The following is a 2,317-nucleotide window of genomic DNA, read 5'->3' on the forward strand; positions in this document are numbered from 1 at the left end:
GCCGGCGCGTCCGCGTCCACGATGGTGGCCGCCGGGACCTGGTCGGCCCTGACCACGCCGGAGCCGGCGCGAGCGGTGGCCTACGCGGTCATGGGGCTGATGGCAGCGCGCCTCGCCTGGTTGATGCGACCGGCGCGCTCGAGGCGACGCGACGCGCCATACCTCGTCCTGCCCGGAGTCCTCGCCGTCCTGCTGCTGCTCGCCTGCGGATTCGGGGAGCACCCGGTCTGGATCGGGGCGGCGCTGCTGCTGGCTCCCGTGGTGGCCCTGCACGCCGCCGTGGTGAGGCGGCCCCGCACCGAGTCGGGGACCGACGTGGTGGTCGGCGCCGGTCTCACCCGTAGGAAATGATCGTGGGGTTTGCGACAGCCCGCTGTCGCAAACCCCACGATCACTCCCCACGTCGGGCCGGCGAGCCGTTCAGTCGGACCAGCGAAACAGCCGGGAGGCCAGCAGCGTGGCCACGGCGCCCCACACGAGGAGCACCACCACAGGGACGAGGTCCAGCCGGCCCTGGGTGAAGGCCGTGCGCAACCCGTCGCCGAGGGCGCTGGAGGGCAGGAACGCGAGGATGGTCGACGCGGCGCCGGAGAGCTGGTCGCGGGGGAGGATCACGCCGCCGAGCCCGAGCAGCAGGATCCACAGCAGGTTCGCGACGGCGAGGACGCCCTCTGCGCGCACCGTCCCGGCGAGCAGGAGGGCCAGGGCCACCCAGGTCCAGGTGCCCAGCAGCCCGATGAGCAGCGCCGGGAGGACACCCACCCAGTGCGGCTCCCAGCCCAGACCGAGGCCGATCACACCGATGACCACCACCTGCAGCGCCTCGACCACCAGGACCGCGAGTGCCTTGGCCACCAGCAAGCCGGACCGGCCGAGCGGAGAGACCCCGAGCAGCCGCAGGACGCCGTAGCGGCGGTCGAACCCGGTCGCGATCGCCTGTCCGGTGAACGCCGTGGAGAGGATCCCGAGCGCGATCACGCCCGGCACGGCCAGGTCGACGCGGCGACCGGCGCCGAGCGACGGGACCGACGAGAGGGTGAGCGCGACCAACGCCAGGCACGGCAGCACGAGGGAGACGAGCAGCTGCTCGCCGTTGCGCAGCAGGGTCCCCGCCTCGAACCGCGCCTGGGCCAGCACCCGGTCGCGGGCCGGCGCGGCGACCATCGACTTGTCGGGGGCTGTGGGCGCCGCGGTCATCGGTCGCCCTCCCCGGTCAGGTCGAAGTAGAGGTCCTCCAGCGAGCACGCGGCGGTCAGCTCGCGAAGCGAACCGGCCCCGACGACCCTCCCTGCGCTGACGATCACGACATGGTCCGCCAGCCGCTCGGCCTCCGCGAAGGAGTGCGTGGTGACGACCACCGCGCAGCCGGAGTCGCGGGTCTCGCGCACCAGGTCCCACACGTCGCGGCGGGCGTGCGGATCCAGGCCGGCCGTGGGCTCGTCCAGGAAGGCCACCTCGGGTCGGCCGATGAGCGCTGCCGCGAGGGCGACGCGCTGCTTCTGGCCGCCGGAGAGGCGTCGCACCGTGGTCCGGTCGAAGTCGGCGATGCCGAGACGCTCGACCAGAGGCTCGAGGGGCAGCGGCGCGGCATACATCTGGCTCAGGTGGCGCAACAGGCGCAGGGGGCGGCTCCCGGTGGGCAGCCCGCCGTCCTGCAGCATCACACCCACCCTGGCGCGGTGGTCGGCGCCGGCTCCCCAGGGGTCCTCGCCGAGCACGCGCACCTCTCCGGTGTCCGCGCGGCGCAGTCCCTCGGCGCACTCGATGGTCGTGGTCTTGCCCGCACCGTTGGGGCCGAGGACCGCTGTGACACGCCCCGGCTGCGCCGACCAGGTCATTCCGTCCACGGCCGCCACGCGACCGAAGCGCTTGGCGAGGTTGCGCAGGCGCACGGCATCGGTCACGACCACCGAGTCTAGGCAGCCGCCCTGAGCGCTTCCGACCGCGGTGGGCCGCCTCGCGCGGGGGGCGGGTGAGAGTATGACGAGGATCACGTCCGGGCGGCCGTCAGGTTAGGTGAGCCTTTCTGGAGGTCTCGGGGGAATTACGTCACACTGGTGTGGTGTTTATCGAAGAGATGGAAGCGAGCACCCGACAGCGGGTGCTGCGCGTCGTCTCCGAGGAGGGCCCGATCACCGCAGCCGGACTGGCCGAGCACCTGCAGCTGACCCCTGCCGCGGTGCGACGGCACCTCGACGCCCTCGTCGAGGACGGCACGCTGGACGGCGCGAGCCACGGCACGGGCGTCGGCACCCAGCCCCTGCTCGATCTCCAGGGAGTAGGTGACGGTGCGGCCGGGCCGGGTCGAGTCCTTCCT

Annotated in this window: 4 protein-coding genes; 2 read left to right on the forward strand and 2 right to left on the reverse strand. The window is 73.2% G+C overall.

The features are described 5' to 3' along the window. Window positions 1-351, forward strand: a 351-nt coding sequence (locus FRW57_RS23585; RefSeq protein ID WP_162529443.1) for a hypothetical protein, incomplete at its 5' end; no start/stop codon positions are given. A 69-nt stretch (window positions 352-420) separates the two neighbouring features. On the opposite strand, the gene FRW57_RS20510 is transcribed toward FRW57_RS23585, so the two are convergent. Both FRW57_RS20510 and FRW57_RS20515 read right to left on the reverse strand, forming a co-directional pair. Further along, window positions 421-1,197: an ABC transporter permease gene (locus FRW57_RS20510; RefSeq protein ID WP_238999515.1), complete on the reverse strand. Its 777-nt coding sequence runs from the start codon at window positions 1,195-1,197 to the stop codon at window positions 421-423. Further along, window positions 1,194-1,904, reverse strand: a complete 711-nt coding sequence (locus FRW57_RS20515; RefSeq protein ID WP_238384672.1) for an ABC transporter ATP-binding protein — start codon at window positions 1,902-1,904, stop codon at window positions 1,194-1,196. The genes FRW57_RS20510 and FRW57_RS20515 overlap by 4 nt, the downstream gene beginning before the upstream one ends. A 158-nt stretch (window positions 1,905-2,062) precedes the next feature. Here FRW57_RS20515 and FRW57_RS20520 point away from each other — a divergent pair. Further along, window positions 2,063-2,317: helix-turn-helix domain-containing protein (locus FRW57_RS20520; protein WP_420853274.1), on the forward strand; the 255-nt coding region annotated here is incomplete at its 3' end.

The sequence above is a fragment of the Segeticoccus rhizosphaerae genome (genome assembly GCF_009192725.1).
Lineage (GTDB): Bacteria > Actinomycetota > Actinomycetes > Actinomycetales > Dermatophilaceae > Segeticoccus > Segeticoccus rhizosphaerae.

Coding starts and splice junctions, on each gene's coding strand:
- FRW57_RS20510 (WP_238999515.1), bottom strand. CDS start 1,197: ATGACCGCGGCGCCCACAGCCCCCGACAAGTCGATGGTCGCCGCGCCG.